Below are 16,856 nucleotides of genomic sequence, written 5' to 3'. Positions count from 1 at the left end.
ATGCATTCATTGTGGCGAGGGAGCTTGCTCCCGCTCGGCGGCGCAGCCGTCGTCAGAATTGTTTAAGCGGACTGCCTGACATGGCTTGGGGCGGCTTCGCAACCCAGCGGGAGCAAGCTCCCTCGCCACAAAAGTCCACTCGGCATGGCTCCCTTTTCAGCGTCCCGGCGCAATGCTCTGCACCTGGACCCCGCCATTGACTCGCACTTGCAACGCCGACTCACTCGCCAACGCCCCAGGTGCCGGCCAGCGCATCACCGCGCCCGGCAGCACATAACCCAGCAACCCCTCGGCTAATGGCTTGCTCTGTCCACCCTGTTTGATCGCCACGTCGGTCAGCCGCGCATGCACCGCGCCCTGATTGCGCACTTCGATATACGGTCGACCGTCCACCGCCACCGTGCGCCAGCTCAGCTGCGGCACACCGATACCTTTGGGGTCACGCGGGCGGGTGCTGTCTTCCTTGCTCCACAGCCCCGCGCCGTAGGCAAACAACGGCACCGAATAGCGCATCTGAAAGCGGATCGCGGCCGCGGTTTTGCCGCCCTCGGCAGCCGGCGGCTGGGCGGAAGGGATTTCGTCGATGATGATCCGGTAGGCCAGTTCCTGCCCCGGTGGCACATCCTTGGTCCGGGTCAGGCGCACCAGTTGCTTCTGCCCCGGTTCGATCTTCGCCACTGGCGGGCTGCCGATCACGTCGCGCTGGTTCTGGTATTGCTCTGCAAAGCCGCTCTGGCTCCAGCCGAACACACGGATCTGCAGGTTGGCGGTTTCCGTGCCACGGTTCTCCAGCCATAGCGCACTGGCCTGTTGATCGGCCTCCAGCACCGGATCGATCGGCCAGATCAGCACCGAGCTGGTGGCCTGCGCATGGCCGGCCCCGAGCATGACCAGTGCCAGCAACGCGCCCTGCAACAACGAATGCCCAGACGTAACTGCCCCCATGAACCTGCTCCTTGTCGGCCATTCAAATGTCGCTTTACCACGACAGCTGCACCTGCAACACGTCGCTGTACGTCCCCCCGGGCTGATTGCCCGGCAATTGCACCTGACCGTAAATCGGCAGGCTGATGTTGTTCGCATCGCTATAGGCCACCGCCACGCTCTGGCCGATGCCCAGGCTCTGGCTGTAAGCCGCATCGCGGAACAGCGCATACGCCACCCGCGCACTGCCGCTGTTGATCTGCATGTGGCGACCGCTGCTGTTGTACTGGCCGCCATCGACCGTCATGTTCAGTGCCACCCCCGGCGTGCATTGCAACTGCACGCCGCCGGTCAATGCCACTTGCACCGTGCCGGTCGCGAGGGCCGAACTCGAACCGAAATTCAGTCCGCCGTAATTCGACACCCCGCCCACCACCAGGCATCCCGGCGTGATGGTCGCGCTGACCTGAAAGCTCTGGCTGGTCGCCGCCCCCAGCGGCAGCGGCACACTGCCCGCACAGAGCAGGAGCAGCGCGGCACAGCCTTGGCGGCGCATGGCATCAGAACGTCAGTTCAACAGCGACGGTGTCGGTGTACGTCCCCGCCGGTAACCCGGCCTTGCCCACCGCCTGACCGTAGATATTCACCGTCTGCGCCACGCCAGTGCTGGTCGCCAGGTTGATCGTCCCGTCGATCGGCAGCAGCTGCGAATGCCCGGCATCGGTGTAGAAGTCGTACGGCACGTAGTTGGCGACACCGTCATACAACGCACGAGCGCCGCCCGGCGACTGCCCATCGTGAGCACCGGCGCGCACTTTGACCACCGGGGTCGTGCCGCTGGAGCAGAGAATCGACAGCGCCCCGCCGCCACCGCCCAGAACCTGCCCGCTGGCGGTGGTGAACAGGCTGTTGGCGGTGCCGAAGTTCAAGGCACCGAAGTTCAGCCCGGTGGAGCCGCCGGCACCGTTGACCTGACAGCTGCTGATCAGGGTCAGGCTGGCGGTGATCTGGCCGGTGACCGTGGTGGCGGCGTTGGCACTGGAAACCAGCGTCAGGCCGAGCAACGACAAACCTATCCTTGATGCAAACTTGCGCATGGTGTCCGTCCTCTACGGGGTTACCAGTCGAGCGTCACCGTCAGCGTGTCGGTGTAGACACCTGCCGGAACCGCGCGGGTATTCGCCACCACCGTGCCAAACACCGGAATCGGTATCTGCGCACCGCTGGTGACAGCGAAATTGTGTTGTTGACCGATGCTGTAGCGCTGGCTACCGGAGGCATCCAGAAAGAGTTGATAAGGCAGGGTCTGGCGCCCGTTGCTCAGGCGGCGGGTGGTGCCGTCGCCGTGGCTGCCGCCGTCGATGGTGACGGTGAAACCGGTGACCGAGGGATTGCAGGCGACGTTCAGCTTGCCGCTGCTGTCGCCGTCGAGACTGGCCTTGATCGGCGCGTTCCAGGTCGGCCCCTGCTGACCGAAATCGAGGGTGCCCAGATTGCTCACCGGGATCGCCGGGGTGGCGCTGTTGGTGACTTCGCACCCGGCGATCAGGATCAGCCGCGCATTGATCTGCCCACTGATCGCCGCCTGTGCGTCGTCAGCGAGCAACAGCAACGTACCCGTGGCGATAACCATCCAGTGCTTGCCTGTCATAGCGTCCGTCCTACTCCTTCAGGATGCCTGCGTACCTTGCGTTCTGCATTGAACGCCCCTTCCCTGCGCAATCCGCCTCCAGCGGATTGCCTGAAATCCTGCACTCACCAGGTCACGGTGACTTTCACCAGATCCGAATAGCGGCTGACCTGCGGCACCTGCGCCAGACGCTCGATCCGCGCGTAAAGCGGCAACTCCACCGTGCCGGTGTCCGGCACCCGGCCGCTGACTGGCACGTTCACCACCAGCGGCACCCGGCGCGCCGCGTCCTGATACAGCCGATATGGAATCGGCTGGCTCCCCGCCGCCCCCGCCATGTAGCGAACCTCGCCAACGCCACCATGCAGGCCACCGTCGACCCGCAGTTGATACGGCGTGTCAGGGTTGCATTCCAGACGTGGCAACCGTTGGTTGGTCAGCGCCGCACCCAGTGGCCCGGCCGGGTCGTCGAGACGCGCAATACTGCCGAAATCCAGCACGCCCAATTGTTCGATACCCGCCTCGCGCTGCTGGCCGATCAACTGGCAGCCACGCTGCACGTCAACGCGGACTTCGACCTGAAGATCCGCCGCATGCACCGAGGCCCCAAGCACCCCGAGCAGGCCCATCACCACACGTACAATCACTGTCCCATTCCTTGTGAGGGAACATCCTGGATGACGTTACTGTGTTTCAGGGTAGCAATGGACGACGAATCCGCCAGTCGATTGGATCCATGGTCCTGCCGGGATATGTTTCGAAAGTTTGGCAACACGGCGAATTACATCGCTGAAAATAGCTGTACGTCCCGCACAAATCTGTTCAGTGATCGCCCACAGTCGACGAGCCGCGATGGAAGCCGGGCGCAGCCTCTGGTTACACTACGGCGCCGCGCTCCCGGGCGCGGGTCTGATGAACACGGAGTGACTGCACTGTGCCCTCTCGAGCGCCCAAACGATCGCCACTGACCCTACGCTGGTCGGCGCTGCGCCGCTGGTTCGCCAAGGGCCGGCCAGCGCATGCCGGGCATGACGCGAATGCCCAGTCGATCCGCGACTATTTCCGGCACAAGGCCCATAGTCAGGGTTACACCCTCAGCCACAGCCAGCAGCGGGTGATCGATTGCATGGCGCAGCAGGCCAGCCTGTTGTTCGGCGCCAAGCCGCAAATGCCGCCGAGCCTGTACCTGCATGGCGCGGTCGGACGCGGCAAGAGCTGGCTGCTCGACGGTTTTTTCCAGGCACTGCCGACCGCGCAGAAACAGCGCGTGCATTTCCATGAATTCTTTGCCCGGTTGCATCAGGGCATGTTCAACCATCGCGAACAGGACGACGCTCTCGGCGTTACCCTCGACGAGCTGTTAGCCGATTGCCAGGTACTGTGTTTCGACGAATTTCATGTGCATGACATCGGCGATGCGATGCTCATCACCCGCCTGTTCAAGGCCTTGTTCCAGCGCGGGATTCTGCTGCTGGTGACTTCCAACTATCCGCCGGAAGGCTTGCTGCCCAACCCGCTCTATCACGCGCGCTTCAAACCGGTGATCGAATTGATCAACGCCCGAATGCAAGTGATGGAGGTCGGCGGCCCGCACGATTACCGCAGCCAGGCGAGCAACCATGCGCATCAGGTTTTCACGCAGGGCCACTATGTGTGGCCAGCCACCGCAACCCAGCGCCAGGCGCTGAACCTGCCGCCCGAAGGTGCCCCGGCCATTGCGTTGCCGGTGGGCAGCCGACACGTTCAGGCGCGCCTGTGCGATGGCAGCCGGGTCGCTTTCACCTTCAGCGACGTGTGCGAGCAACCGACAGCGGTGATGGATTATCTGGAGCTGTGTCGGCGTTTCGACCAGTGGATCATCGACGACCTGCCGGAACTCGGTGAGTGCTCGATCGCCGCACAACAGCGCTTCATCAACCTGATCGACGTGCTCTACGACCAGGACAAGCACCTGACCCTGCTCAGCCGCTTGCCACTGCGCGAGGCCCTTGGCGGGAATGCCATCGATCTGGCGCGCACCCGCAGTCGCCTGGGGCAGTTGCAGGAAACCCACTGACAACTCGGATCCCCTGTGGGAGCGGGCTTGCTCGCGAAAGCGGAGTGTCAGTGACGAATCGCTGACTGACAGAACGCCTTCGCGAGCAAGCTCGCTCCCACAGTGGATCAGAGTGTTCTTCAGTGCAAATCCCGGCTTTGCCGTTATCATGTCGCCCATTCCGAGCGCCCGGCGCTTCTTTCCTTTGATAGTGAACATCCCCATGCACACCCTTGCTCAATTGCGCGCCGGCGAGTTGTCGGGCATTACCCGGCTGGATCTGTCTTGCGGCCTGACCGAGTTCCCCCGGGAGATTTTCGAACTGGCCGATACGCTGGAGGTGCTCAACCTCAGCGGCAACGCCTTGAGCAGTCTGCCCGATGATCTGCATCGCCTGACCAGGATGCGCATTCTGTTTTGCTCGGACAACCACTTCACCGAGGTGCCGGAATGCGTCGGAAAATGCGCGGCGCTGACGATGATCGGCTTCAAGGCCAACCGCATCAGCCACGTGCCGGGCGCAGCACTGCCGCCGCTGCTGCGCTGGTTGATCCTGACCGACAACTGCATCGAAAGCCTGCCCGTCGAACTGGGTGAGCGCCCGTATCTGCAAAAACTGCTGCTGGCCGGCAATCGCCTGCAAGCGCTGCCCGCCTCAATGAGCCAGTGCCATCGCCTGGAGCTGATCCGCATCGCCGCCAACCAGATGCGTGAACTGCCGCAGTGGCTGCTGACCCTGCCGAGCCTGACCTGGCTGGCGTATGCCGGCAATCCGCTGGAAACCGAAGCCGATGCCGCCGCGCTGGAAGCCACGCCGCTGATCGACTGGTCGGCGCTGCGTCTGGAACAGCGCCTGGGCGAAGGCGCCTCGGGGGTGATTTCCCGGGCGCAGTGGCAGCGCGCCGACGGCTCGCAGGTGCCGGTCGCGGTGAAGCTCTATAAAGGTGAAATGACCAGCGACGGTTCGCCGCTGCACGAGATGAACGCCTGCATCACCGCCGGCCTGCACCCGAACCTGATCCGCGTGGAAGGCCGTATTCACGGGCATCCCGATGGCCAGCAGGGGCTGGTGATGCAACTGATCGACCCAAGCTTTCGCAACCTGGCGGCATTGCCGAGCCTGGCGAGCTGCTCGCGGGATGTGTATGCCGAGGACTGCCGCTTCAGTGCCGAAGTGGCGCTGAACATTGCCAAGGGCATCGCTTCGGCGGCCGAGCACTTGCATCAACAGGGCATCACCCACGGCGACCTCTACGGCCACAACATTCTGCTGAACGATCAGGGCGATTGCTTGCTCGGGGATTTCGGCGCGGCGTCGTTCCATGCCACCACCGACAACCTGGAAACCCGGGCACTGCAACGCATCGAAGTGCGGGCGTTCGGGGTTCTGCTCGGGGAATTGCTGGCGCGCGTCGACTCGGGGTTGAGCGATGAACAACGCGAGGTGCTGGAGGCGCTGGAACAGCGTTGCTGTCAGACGGATGTGCTGGCGCGGCCGGGGTTCAGCGAAGTGATCGAGGTCCTGGAAACGCTTTAACTGACGCAAATCCTGTGGCGAGGGAGCTTGCTCCCGCTGGACGGCAAAGCCGTCCCAAAAACAACGACTGCTGCGCAGCCGAGCGGGAGCAAGCTCCCTCGCCACAGTTTATCTTTGCAGCAAATCAGCCCGCCAGACCGACAAACATGTCCTGCACGTCGTCGTGGTTGTCCAGGCCTTCGAGGAACGCTTCAACTTCAGCCATCTGCTCGGCGCTCAGGCCGCTGACCGGGTTCTTCGGCTGGTAGCCGAGTTTGGCCGACAGAACCGTGAAGCCTTGCTCAGGCAGGGCTTTCTGCACGGCGTCGAGGTCGGTCGGATCGGTCAGGAACAGGGTCGCGCCCTCTTCGCCCGGCTCGAAGTCCTGGGCTCCGGCCTCGATCGCGGCCATTTCCGGATCGGCGTCCGGGGTGTCCGGCGACGCTTCGATCATGCCGACGTGGTTGAAGTCCCAGGCCACCGAACCGGAAGCGCCCAGTTGACCCTTGCGGAACGCCACCCGGATTTCCGCGACGGTGCGGTTGATGTTGTCGGTGACGCACTCGACGATCAACGGAACCTGATGCGGCGCGAAACCTTCGTACGTCACGCGGTGGTACTGCACGGTTTCGCCCAGCAGGCCGGCGCCTTTCTTGATGGCGCGGTCCAGGGTTTCCTTGGGCATCGAAGCTTTCTTGGCCTGCTCGACCACCAGACGCAGGTGTGCGTTGGTGGCGGTATCGGCACCGTTGCGGGCAGCGATGGTGATTTCTTTCACCAGTTTGCCGAAGATCTTGCCCTTGGCGTTGGCTGCCGCTTCTTTGTGTTTAACCTTCCACTGTGCGCCCATTACTCACTCTCTTGATCTGTGGCGCCGAGACATCTATTGGCCGACGCGTGGCGCCAAGTTTATACGGCCTAAAGTCGGCAATCGACCAAAAAAATCATTGTTGAATCGACATCGTCACCACGACTTGTAGGGCGATTCTGAAAAGCCCACCAGCCATGACCATTCGTGCTCGCGTTTTCGTACCCTCTGCCGTCCGTATTGCCCACAGAGCCCGTACGAATGCTCAATGATAAGGAAAGCCCGTTCACCCTGACCCTGACCGACGGCCCGCTGTGCCTGCCGGTCTTGCGTTTCAGTGGCAAGGAAGCACTCAATCAGCCGTTTCGCTTCGAGATTGAAATGATCGGTCTGGCACCGGCGTTGCCCCCAGGCAGTCTGCTGCGCCAACCGGCGTTCCTGCGCCTGGGCGCCGATCACGGGATCCACGGTCTGATCCACAGCGTCAGTTGCGAGCATCGCGCCAGCCACCGCATCGGCTACCGGCTGATCCTCGTCCCGCTGCTGCTGAGTCTGGACCAGCCGCCCCGGCGCCGGGTCTTCGTGCAAACGAGCGTGCCGACGATCCTCGCGCAATTGCTCGGCGAGCATGAGTTGCCGGCGGACAGTTACCGGATCGAAATGAGCGTCGGCCAATACCCGCCGCGGCCCTTTTGCATCCAGTACGAAGAAAGTGACCTGGCCTTCGTGCAACGGCTGTGTGAGGAGGAAGGCATCCACTATCACTTCGAGCATCACCCGAACGGGCATGTGCTGGTGTTTGCCGATGACAACCTCAGCCTGCCGCAGGAACCGTTGCCGGTGCCGTTTGGCATCACCGTCGACACACCATCACCGCGCGTCAGCACGCTGTTTCAGCGCCATGACGCGCCACCGGTGATGGCTGCGCACGGCATTCGCAACCGCGGGCAGGAGGCCATCGCCACCGACGCGGCCAACCATCCCTTGCCCGCACTCGCACCGCAGAACCTGTCGGGCGAACAGCGTCACGCCGAACAACGCAGCCGTCGCCATCTGCAGCGCCAGCGCTGTCAGTCGCGCTCGATCCGGGGCAACTGCGATTGCAGCGCGTTGCGCAGCGGGCATCTGTTACAGATCAGCGAGCATCCGATCAATACCTTCAATGAACAATGGCTGATCACCGAACTGCATCACCAGGGCCAGCACCCCTCGATCCTCGACCCGACCACTGATGTGCATCGCTATCGAAACGACTTCACTGCCCTGCCCTGGTCAAGCGATTTTCGCCCGCCATTGGCACAGCCGCGCCCGAACATCGGCGGCTACCATCTGGCACAAGTGCTGGGATCGCCCGGCCAGCCCGCGCAACTGGATGATCGCGGGCGCATCGGCGTCAACCTCTGGCCGGCGCAGACAACTGAGTCTGCATGCCTGTGGCTGCCAATCGCACTGACCGGCGCCGGCCGGCTCGCCACCCACCAGTTGCCCCGCGCCGGCAGTGAGGTGTGGGTCAGCTTCCTCGACAGCGACCCGGATCGACCGATTCTGTGCCTCGCCAACCCACGCCCTGCGCCACCGAGTGAAACACCACCACCGCGCGACAGCAGCCTGTTGCTCGATTGGCTGCTGCACGGTGCCGATCCCTAAGCGCCGCAGACATTGGCATTGAGTACACCTGGAAGAAACTGGGTGGTTGTGAGGTCGCTATCGCTGGCAAGCCAGCTCCCACAGTTGGATTGGGTGCGGGCTGTTGGAGGTGGGTCGGCTCGCAGGCCGCCTTCGCGAGCAAGCCCGCTCCCACAGTGGATTGGGTGTGAGCTGTTGGAGATTGGTCGGCTGGGAGATTGCTATCGCTGGCAAGCCAGCTCTCACAGTTGGATTGGGTGCGGGCTGTTGGAGCTGGGTCGGCTGGGAGGCCGCCTTCGCGAGCAAGCTCGCTCCCACAGTGGATTGGGTGTGGGTTGTTGGAGATTGGTCGGCTGGGAGATTGCTATCGCTGGCAAGCCAGCTCTCACAGTTGGATTGGGTGTGGGCTGTTGGAGGTGGGTCGGCTCGCAGGCCGCCTTCGCGAGCAAGCCCGCTCCCACAGTGGATTGGGTGTGAGCTGTTGGAGATTGGTCGGCTGGGAGATTGCTATCGCTGGCAAGCCAGCTCCCACAGTTGGATTGGGTGTGGGCTGTTGGAGATTGGTCGGCTGGGAGATTGCTATCGCTGGCAAGCCAGCTCTCACAGTTGGATTGGGTGCGGGCAGTTGGAGGCTGGTCGGCTCGTAGGCCGCCTTCGCTGGCAGGCCAGCTCCCACAGGGAGCTAAAGCCAAGCGCATGCTTTTCACCACTCAAATGGCCGAGTGTGAGCTCGCCGAAAGCTCTTGATCTTGCCGTGCCGGCCCCATCGGCAGGCTGAGTGGAGGGGTTTATCCGGGGGTGGGAGCGCAGCGACCGTTTGGCGCAGCCAAACACAGCGAGAGGAGGTGCAGCGAAGCAAACCGGAGGCGATGCCCCCGGATGAACCCCGGAGCGAAGGAACCCGAGCCTAAGCGAGGGCCGTACGCCGGGGCCCAGCCTTTTGGTTACTTTTGGGCGTCTGCAAAAGTGACCCGCCGTAAGGGCGGAACCCTAAGCAGCCGTTACCGCAGCAACGGATATGCCCCCATAAATCAAAGCCCCCAATCACCCCTTGTCAGCCTTCCCCGCCGCCGCCGCAAACCTCGCCAACCGCACATCCAGATGCCGCGGCCGCCGCCCATGATCCTCAGCCCGCTCCTTGCGCCGAATCGCATTACGCACCATCAACGACCCCAGATACCGAATCGGCTCCGGCGGAAAATACCCCAGCGGCCCGTTCACCAACGGCGAACGAGTCCAGGGGTTATCGAGCCCCTGCACCAACGAGGCAAGAATCTGCCCGCCCATGTGACACGGCCCGACGCCACTGCCGGAATAACCAAAACCATAAAACACATTGCCACTGGCACTCATCTGCCCGAAAAACGGCAACCCGGTAACCGAGCGATCCGACGGCCCGTTCCACGTCGCGTCGATCTTTACATCGGCAAACGCCGGGAAGAAGTCGCCGAGACTGCGCTTGAGCAAATCCGCATAGGGCGATGGCTGATCGAACACCGGCAACATTCGCCCACCATACGCAAACGTGTTACCACCCTTGCCAAGCATGATCCGGCCGTCCGGCGTGTTGTGGTAGTAGTGCACGAAAATCCGCGAATCGAGCACCGTGACACCGCTGGTCAAACCGATGTCCTGCAGCAGATCCGGGCGCGGCTCGGTGATCAGCATGTCACTGGAGACAATCGCCACGCTACGTTCGAACTGTGGAAACGCCCGGGCCATCCACGCATTCATCGCCAGTACCACACGGTCGGCTATCACGCAGCCGCCAGCGGTGTGAATGCGCGCCGGACGGCCCTCCTCCAGGCCGGTCATCGCCGTGTTCTCGTGGATCTTCACGCCCAGTTGTAACGCCACCCGACGCAGCCCGCGCACCAGTTTGCCCGGCTGCACACTGGCTGCCGCTGGCGAGAACCAGCCTTCCAGATGCTTGCTGGAACCGGCCATGCGCTGCACATCGGCCAGCGGACGCTGGGTGAACGAGTTGATGCCGTTGCGCTCAAGCGCCGTGATCACGGCGTCGGTCGAACCGACCTGCGCCTGGTTGGTGGCGGTGTACAGCGTGCCGTCGAGGCGGTAATCGGCATCGACGCCGAACTGTTCGCAGAACGCGCCGATGGCGTGGATGCTGCGCTCGGATTCCTTGACCAGGCGCACCGCCTCCTCGACGCCGAACAGCCGCTCGAGGGTGAAATACTTGGCCGACCACGACAACGCACACCCACCGTTGCGCCCACTGGCACCGGCGCCGCAGATGTCGGCTTCGATCAGCAATACGTCGAGTTCCGGGTTCTGCTGCTTGAGCATGATCGCCGTCCACAACCCGGTGTAGCCGCCGCCGACGATGCACACGTCGCTGCGCACTTCGCCTTGCAGCGACGGACACGTCGCGGATGGATCGGCCTGCAAGGCCTGTTCGAGCCAAAACGGTCGCATGGGATTCTCCAGTCAGATGGCCACGACACAGCCTGCCGCGAGCGCCGCAGCAGGCCGCAGGGCAAGGGTTTTCAGTTACGCAGGGGTTTGATGGTCAGTGGGCAATTGGGAATGGCCGCGCGCGGTTCCATCACCCCGACCGGGCGGCTGTTCCAGTGCGGAATCAGCACCAGCGCCGAGAACAATGCGCAGCCGGCGAAGACGATGAACACCGTCACCGAATCGAAGTAACCTGGCAGCAATCCGCCGAGCACTGCGCCGACCGAGCCGCAGCCGTTGACGAAGCCGGCCGCCGTGGCGCCGGCCTTGGCCTTGCCGAAGTCAATGGCGGCCGCGCCGCTGATCATCGAATCCGGCCCGTACAGGGTCAGGCCCATGACAAACAGCAACGCCACCACCAGCATCACGCTGCCGGTGTGCAACGCGCCCATGAACAGCGCCAACGTTACGGTCAGTGCCAGCAGACTGAGGACGCAGGCCGGCATGCGCCGGGCGCCGAACAGTTTGTCCGAGGCCAGACCGATCATGATCGGCCCGAGCAACCCGGCCAGTTCGAACGAGGTGGGAATGATCGCCGCGCCGACCTTGCCGACACTCGGCATCTGCTCAAAGACGATCACCGGGCCCCACAACAGAATCGCGTAACGCGCCGGTTTCAACATGAAATACGCCAGGCCCAGCACCAGCACCGTGCGGTTGCGCAGGATTTCCTTCAACGGCTCCCAGACGCTGAGCTTGCTGTTGGCTTCGGTTTCCGCGGCACTGAGTTCCGGCTCCGGCTCCACCGCCGGCAGGCCGACGTCTTCCGGTTTGTTGCGCTGAAAAATGAAGAACAACAGCGCCACCACCGCGACCACGGCCGCGCTGGAAATGAACGCCGCGTGCCAGGTGCCCATCAGCGTATACGCCCACCAGCCGGCGAACGGCGAGGCCACCAGACCGCCAAACGCATAGCAGGAGCTCCACAATCCGAGCACCCGCCCACGCTGCTGCGCCGGGAAGAAACTCCCAAGGTTTTTACACAATCCCGACCAGCCGGTGGACTGCGCCAGCCCCTGGATCAGCATGCAAGTGGCGAAGATCGGCAAGGTCGCGAAACTGCCCATCACCAATGCCGCACCAGCGGAAATCAGCAGCCCGCCAAGCACCACGACCCTCGGGCCGAAACGGTCGGCAAGCATGCCCCAAGTGAATTGGCCGATGGCGTAGGCCGCCAGATAGATCGCATCGAGGTTGGCCATGGCCATCTTGTCGAGCATGAAGGTCGGGTCTTCGGCGATGCCCAGTTTGGCCACCGAAAATGCTTTGCGGGTGAAATAGAAAGCGGCGTACGCGAGCCAGGTGACAGCGAAAATCTGCATGCGCCAACGCGCAATGGTGCCGATGTGCTTGTTCATTGTGGTTCTGACCTCAGGGTGTGAGTGTGCCGGCAGAATCGTTTAGTAAACGCCTGTGTTTTTATTGTTGAGCACTGCGCCAGCGCCCCATCCCTGATGGCGATAGCGGTCAGATGAGTCCTGTTGTTGCACGCACAGGCTCATCGCCGACGCTGCTGTCCGAGCGGACAGTCAGCGCTGGCGTGAGCGGATCAAAGCAATTACTGTTTAATAAATAAAATCGATTTATCGTATTTCACACATAAGCTCAGCTTGTTACTGGAGGCTGCATGTCGGTGTCCCACGCCCAGCTCAAAGCCTTCCACGCCGTGGCCGTCCATGGAAGCTTTACCAAAGCCGCCGAACGGCTTTTTCTCACGCAACCGGCAATTTCCGACCAGGTGCGCAAACTCGAAGAGCGCTTTGGTGTGTTGCTGTTCCATCGCAACAAGCGTTCGGTGCGCCTGACCGATCTCGGTGAGCGGCTGCTGGCGATTACTCAGCGGCTGTTTGTGATCGAGGCTGAAGCCCAGGAACTGCTGCAGGAATCCCAGGCGTTGCAGACTGGCAGCCTGATTCTCGCAGTGGACGCACCGATACACGTGCTGCCGCAGATCGCGCGGTTCTGCGAGCGGTATCCGGGGATCAGCGTGAAGATCGAGACCGGTAACACCGATGAATCGCTGTTTCGCCTGTTCAACTATCAGGCCGATCTGGCGCTGCTCGGGCGCGATGTCACTGATGAACGTCTGCTGTGCGTGCCGCTACGCAACGACCCGATGGTGGCGTTCGTCTCGCGCCATCACCCGTGGGCCGAGCGCGAGTCGATCTGTCTGGCCGATCTCGATGACACGCCGCTGGTGCTGCGCGAGCACGGCTCGGTAACCCGCCAGACTCTGGAAGAAGAAATGGCCCGCGCCGGTTTTCGCATTCGTCCGGCAATCCAGGTCGAGGGCCGGGAAGCCGCGCGCGAGGCGGTGGTGGTGGGGATCGGTGTGGGGGTGGTGTCGGCGGCGGAGTTTGGCGCGGATTCGCGAGTCTGCGCGTTGCCGATTACCGATTGCACCCGACGATTGACCGAGACGCTGGTGTGCTTGCGCGAGCAGAGTTCGCGGCGGGTGGTGGCGACATTTCTCGATATGGTGCGCGAGAGCCTGGTGTAAACAGGCCTAGCCTCATCGCGAGCAGGCTCACTCCTACAGAGGATCTATGTCGGTCAAACATTGTGTGCTCCCCACAACACTTGTAGGAGTGAGCCTGCTCGCGATTGGAGCAACACGGTGTATCAGGCCGGCGCCAGACCAAAGAACGCCTGAATCAAGCGCAACTCCCGCCGCCGCTCCATGCAGCCAATCATGTGCCGATTGACCAACCCGTCGCCGACAATCGGAATCGCCACCACCCTCGGGTCATGGCTGACCTCCACCGACGACACCACACCCACCCCCAGCTCCGCCGCCACCGCTTCGGTCACCGCCTCACGGCTGTCCAGCTCCAGCAACACTCGCGGATGCACCGCCGCCTGATTGCAGGCCTGATCAAAGGTGCGCCGGGTGATCGAACTCGGCTCGCGCAGCACCATGATCACCTGATCCAGCTCCTTGAGCTTCACTTCGCCGGCACGCTGCGCCCACGCATGCGCCGCCGGCACCAGCGCGCAGATCCGCGATTCGCTCAACGCTTGCAGATGCAGGCCCTTGCGCGGTTCGACCTCGGTCAGCACCGCCACGTCGGCATGCTCGGACAACAGCGCGGCGAGGGTTTCCTGCGCATTGCCCAGACGCAGGTTCACCGTGATTCCAGGATAGCGCGCACGCAGGCTGGCGAGCATCGGCATGACCATGTGCGGACCGTCCGCCGCCACTTCGAGGCGCCCGGTGAGCAACTGACGATTGGCTTCGAGCAGGGTTTGCGCTTCTTCGGCCAAACCGAACATCGCGCGGGTAATCGCCGCCAGTTTGGTGCCCTCCTCGGTCAGTTCCACCCGGCGTGCGGTGCGACGCAACAAGGTGATCTGGTAGTGCTCCTCCAGCGCCTTGATGTGTCCGGTGACCGCCGGCTGACTGATGAACAGGCGCGCCGCGGCGCGGGTAAAGCTGCCTTCCCGGGCCACGGCGTCGAAGGCGCGCAGCTGGAACAGATTCATGGATAACCCTCACTGATGGCTGGCATAACAACAAACAATTTGATTGATAGACCGCCGAATTGCAACGTATGCCCCGTAGCTTCATCCCACAGCGCTATCGCGAGGACACACGAATGAGTACTGCCGCACCCATCCTGCTCACTCCCGGCCCGTTGACCACGTCGGCCCGCACCCGCCAGGCAATGATGATCGACTGGGGGTCATGGGATGACCGCTTCAACCAACTGACCGCCAGCCTCTGCGAGCAATTGCTGGCGATCCTCAATGGCGCCGCCACTCACCACTGCGTGCCATTGCAGGGCAGCGGCACCTTCGCTGTCGAAGCGGCCATCGGCACGCTGGTGCCGCGTGACGGCAAGGTGCTGGTGCTGATCAACGGTGCCTACGGCAAGCGTCTGGCGAAGATCTGCGAAGTGCTCGGCCGCTCGTTCAGCACCTTCGAAACCGCCGAAGACGAACCGACCACCGCTGCCGACGTCGACCGCCTGCTGCGCGCCGATGGCGACATCACCCATGTCGCGCTGATCCACTGCGAAACCAGCACCGGCATCCTCAACCCGTTGCCGGAAATCGCCGAGGTCGTCGCGCAACACGGCAAGCGCCTGATCATCGATGCCATGAGCTCGTTCGGCGCGTTGCCAGTGGACGCGCAAAAAGTCCCGTTCGATGCGCTGATCGCCGCCTCGGGCAAGTGTCTGGAAGGCGTGCCGGGGATGGGTTTTGTCTTCGCTCGCAAGGAATCACTGGCAGCAGCGGCCGGCAACTCGCATTCGCTGGCGATGGACCTGTATGACCAGCACACGTATATGCAGAAGACCGGCCAGTGGCGCTTCACCCCGCCGACCCACGTGGTCGCGGCGCTGCACGAAGCGTTGTTGCAATACAACGAAGAAGGTGGCCTGCCCGCTCGCCATGCGCGCTACGCCGCCAACTGTCAGGCGCTGATGGAAGAGATGGGCAAGCTCGGCCTGCGCAGCTTCCTGCCGGCAGCGATCCAGGCCCCGATCATCGCCACCTTCCATGCCCCGCAAGACCCGCGTTACCAGTTCAAGGACTTCTACGAACGGGTCAAGGCCAAGGGTTACATCCTCTACCCCGGCAAACTGACCCAGGTCGAAACCTTCCGCGTCGGCTGCATCGGCCACGTCAACCCGGACGAAATGCGCCAGGCCGTGGCAGCAGTGGGTGAAGTGCTGCGCGAGATGGAAGTCCTCGATATCTGAAACACCACTAATCCCCTGTGGGAGCGGGCTTGCTCGCGAAGGCGGAGTGTCAGCCGCCATCAATGTTGAATGTGCCGCCGCATTCGCGAGCAAGCCCGCTCCCACAGTTTTGAACCGTATTGCCAACTCAGGAATTGATTGCCATGAACTACACCAACCCAAGCAAGCTGCAAGCCGCGATCCTCGACTGGGCCGGCACCGTGGTCGATTTCGGCTCGTTCGCACCGACGCAGATCTTCGTCGAAGCCTTCGCCGAGTTCGACGTTCAGGTGTCCATCGAAGAAGCCCGTGGCCCGATGGGCATGGGCAAGTGGGATCACATTCGTACCCTGTGCGATCAGCCGCAGGTCGCCGAGCGTTATCGCAAAGCGTTCGGCCGCACCCCGACCGACGACGACGTGACCGCGATCTACAACCGCTTCATGCCGCTGCAGATCGAGAAGATCGCCGAGCACTCGGCGCTGATTCCCGGCGCGCTGGAAACCATTGCCAACCTGCGTCAGCAAGGGATCAAGATCGGTTCCTGCTCCGGCTACCCGAAACAGGTGATGGACAAGGTTGTGGCCCTCGCTGCCACTAACGGCTACGTTGCCGACCACGTGGTCGCCACCGACGAAGTGCCGAACGGTCGCCCATGGCCGGCCCAGGCTCTGGCCAACGTGATTGCGTTGGGCATCGATGATGTCGCGGCCTGCGTGAAGATCGACGACACCGTGCCGGGCATCCTCGAAGGCCGTCGCGCCGGGATGTGGACCGTGGCGCTGATCTGCTCGGGCAACGCGCTGGGCCTGGATTACGCCGGCTACCGGGCGCTGGGCAGCGACGAACTGGCCAGCGAACGTAAACGCATCCACGCGCTGTTCGCCGATTCGCGCCCGCATTACATGATCGACACCATCAGCGACCTGCCGGAAGTGATTGCCGACATCAACAAGCGTCTGGCCAACGGTGAGATGCCGCAATCGAGCTGATTGCTTCTTTTGTCAAAACAACAAAAAACGCCAGGGTCTTCGCGACGCTGGCGTTTTTTTTATGGCTGAAGCCTTGAGTCAGCGCAGTGAAACTCCGATCAGCCTCAGGCAAATCCGCCAAAGCGGATTACAGTTAAAGCATGCCGTCGCACAAGAACGGCACGT

The 16,856-nt window shown here is 62.8% G+C and carries 15 protein-coding genes; 6 read left to right on the top strand and 9 right to left on the bottom strand.

All coding sequences use genetic code 11. The features are described from left to right. Nucleotides 1-156: 156 nt before the first annotated feature. The 5 genes from E4T63_RS10385 to E4T63_RS10365 form a co-directional block, all read right to left on the bottom strand. The gene (locus E4T63_RS10385) at nt 157-945 is read right to left on the bottom strand and encodes a fimbrial biogenesis chaperone (protein ID WP_135295407.1); all 789 of its coding nucleotides are present in this window, start codon (nt 943-945) and stop codon (nt 157-159) included. 34 nt (nt 946-979) lie between these two features. Beyond that, entirely contained in the window at nt 980-1,480 is a 501-nt protein-coding gene (locus tag E4T63_RS10380) for a Csu type fimbrial protein (RefSeq protein ID WP_095138831.1), read from the bottom strand. 4 nt (nt 1,481-1,484) lie between these two features. Next, complete coding sequence (locus E4T63_RS10375) at nt 1,485-2,021, bottom strand: Csu type fimbrial protein (protein WP_098968110.1); 537 nt, start codon at nt 2,019-2,021, stop codon at nt 1,485-1,487. Between the two features lie 20 nt (nt 2,022-2,041). Then, a complete protein-coding gene (locus E4T63_RS10370) occupies nt 2,042-2,575 on the bottom strand; it encodes a Csu type fimbrial protein (protein ID WP_096795681.1) in 534 nt (177 codons plus the stop codon). A 104-nt stretch (nt 2,576-2,679) separates the two neighbouring features. Continuing rightward, nucleotides 2,680-3,201 carry a Csu type fimbrial protein gene (locus tag E4T63_RS10365; RefSeq protein ID WP_097088184.1) on the bottom strand — a complete coding sequence of 174 codons (522 nt, stop codon included), beginning with the start codon at nt 3,199-3,201 and terminating at the stop codon, nt 2,680-2,682. Nucleotides 3,202-3,488: 287 nt separating this feature from the next. Between E4T63_RS10365 and zapE the strand changes: the two genes are divergently transcribed. Together zapE and E4T63_RS10355 are read left to right on the top strand one after the other, a co-directional pair. Next, nucleotides 3,489-4,610, top strand: coding sequence for a cell division protein ZapE (gene zapE, locus E4T63_RS10360; protein WP_135295406.1), 1,122 nt, complete (start codon nt 3,489-3,491; stop codon nt 4,608-4,610). A 202-nt stretch (nt 4,611-4,812) separates the two neighbouring features. Further along, nucleotides 4,813-6,126: a leucine-rich repeat-containing protein kinase family protein gene (locus E4T63_RS10355; RefSeq protein ID WP_135295405.1), complete on the top strand. Its 1,314-nt coding sequence runs from the start codon at nt 4,813-4,815 to the stop codon at nt 6,124-6,126. Nucleotides 6,127-6,250: 124 nt separating this feature from the next. On the opposite strand, the gene E4T63_RS10345 is transcribed toward E4T63_RS10355, so the two are convergent. Beyond that, a complete protein-coding gene (locus E4T63_RS10345) occupies nt 6,251-6,955 on the bottom strand; it encodes a YebC/PmpR family DNA-binding transcriptional regulator (protein WP_027614601.1) in 705 nt (234 codons plus the stop codon). A 219-nt stretch (nt 6,956-7,174) separates the two neighbouring features. Here E4T63_RS10345 and E4T63_RS10340 point away from each other — a divergent pair, with 219 nt between their 5' ends. After that, entirely contained in the window at nt 7,175-8,560 is a 1,386-nt protein-coding gene (locus E4T63_RS10340; RefSeq protein WP_135295404.1) for a type VI secretion system Vgr family protein, read from the top strand. 1,023 nt (nt 8,561-9,583) lie between these two features. Here the strand turns inward: E4T63_RS10340 and E4T63_RS10335 are convergent. Together E4T63_RS10335 and E4T63_RS10330 are read right to left on the bottom strand one after the other, a co-directional pair. Further along, nucleotides 9,584-10,975 carry an FAD-dependent oxidoreductase gene (locus E4T63_RS10335; RefSeq protein WP_098968105.1) on the bottom strand — a complete coding sequence of 464 codons (1,392 nt, stop codon included), beginning with the start codon at nt 10,973-10,975 and terminating at the stop codon, nt 9,584-9,586. A gap of 71 nt (nt 10,976-11,046) precedes the next feature. Further along, nucleotides 11,047-12,372, bottom strand: a complete 1,326-nt coding sequence (locus E4T63_RS10330; protein WP_027614598.1) for an MFS transporter — start codon at nt 12,370-12,372, stop codon at nt 11,047-11,049. 269 nt (nt 12,373-12,641) lie between these two features. Here E4T63_RS10330 and E4T63_RS10325 point away from each other — a divergent pair, with 269 nt between their 5' ends. Beyond that, the gene (locus E4T63_RS10325; RefSeq protein WP_135295403.1) at nt 12,642-13,514 is read left to right on the top strand and encodes a LysR family transcriptional regulator; all 873 of its coding nucleotides are present in this window, start codon (nt 12,642-12,644) and stop codon (nt 13,512-13,514) included. 122 nt (nt 13,515-13,636) lie between these two features. Here E4T63_RS10325 and E4T63_RS10320 read toward each other — a convergent pair whose 3' ends face one another. Next, nucleotides 13,637-14,497: a LysR substrate-binding domain-containing protein gene (locus tag E4T63_RS10320; RefSeq protein ID WP_135295402.1), complete on the bottom strand. Its 861-nt coding sequence runs from the start codon at nt 14,495-14,497 to the stop codon at nt 13,637-13,639. A gap of 113 nt (nt 14,498-14,610) precedes the next feature. On the opposite strand from E4T63_RS10320, the gene E4T63_RS10315 reads away from it, so the two are divergent. Together E4T63_RS10315 and phnX are read left to right on the top strand one after the other, a co-directional pair. Further along, a complete protein-coding gene (locus E4T63_RS10315) occupies nt 14,611-15,720 on the top strand; it encodes a 2-aminoethylphosphonate--pyruvate transaminase (protein WP_135295401.1) in 1,110 nt (369 codons plus the stop codon). Nucleotides 15,721-15,863: 143 nt separating this feature from the next. Continuing rightward, a complete protein-coding gene (gene phnX, locus E4T63_RS10305) occupies nt 15,864-16,691 on the top strand; it encodes a phosphonoacetaldehyde hydrolase (protein ID WP_007961173.1) in 828 nt (275 codons plus the stop codon). Nucleotides 16,692-16,856 lie beyond the last annotated feature (165 nt).

Source organism: Pseudomonas fluorescens, assembly GCF_004683905.1.
Lineage (GTDB): Bacteria > Pseudomonadota > Gammaproteobacteria > Pseudomonadales > Pseudomonadaceae > Aquipseudomonas > Aquipseudomonas putida_A.
The sequence above is the reverse complement of the archived record's forward strand: the minus strand, read 5'-3'. Positions and strand labels throughout refer to the sequence as shown.